This is a genomic window from Leisingera sp. ANG-DT (genome assembly GCF_000813785.1).
In the GTDB taxonomy this organism is placed as follows: domain Bacteria; phylum Pseudomonadota; class Alphaproteobacteria; order Rhodobacterales; family Rhodobacteraceae; genus Leisingera.
This window is the reverse complement of the sequence record NZ_JWLE01000083.1, coordinates 1-380: the sequence shown is the minus strand read 5'-3', so window position 1 is coordinate 380 and position 380 is coordinate 1. Positions and strand designations below refer to the sequence as shown.

Here is a 380-nt window from a genome sequence, read left to right as displayed (position 1 = left end):
CGCTGGCGGCGCTGGTGGGCGTGATGTTCATGGTGGTGATCGGCACCTTTGCCTGGAACAGCCTGAAGATCATGACCAAGGTGCCGCTGATGGATGCCTTTGTGATCGTGCTGGTGACCGTTGTGACGGTGATGTCGGACCTGGCTGTTGCGGTGGTTGTGGGCGTCATCGTCTCAGCCCTGGCCTATGCCTGGAATAACGCGCGCCGCATCCATGCCTATACCCGCGAGTCCGAAAGCGACAAGGGCGCCAAGGTTTATGAGATCGAGGGGCCGCTGTTCTTCGGCTCCACCGACGGGTTCATCGAGCTGTTCGACGTGGCGGGCGACCCGGAGCGCGTGATTGTCGACTTTGCCCGCAGCCGGGTGGTGGACCAGTCG

At 62.4% G+C, this 380-nt stretch carries 1 pseudogene; it reads left to right on the top strand.

Features of this window, described 5'->3' with window-relative positions:
* A pseudogene (locus RA21_RS23375) lies at positions 1-380 on the top strand (SulP family inorganic anion transporter); the annotation flags it as partial.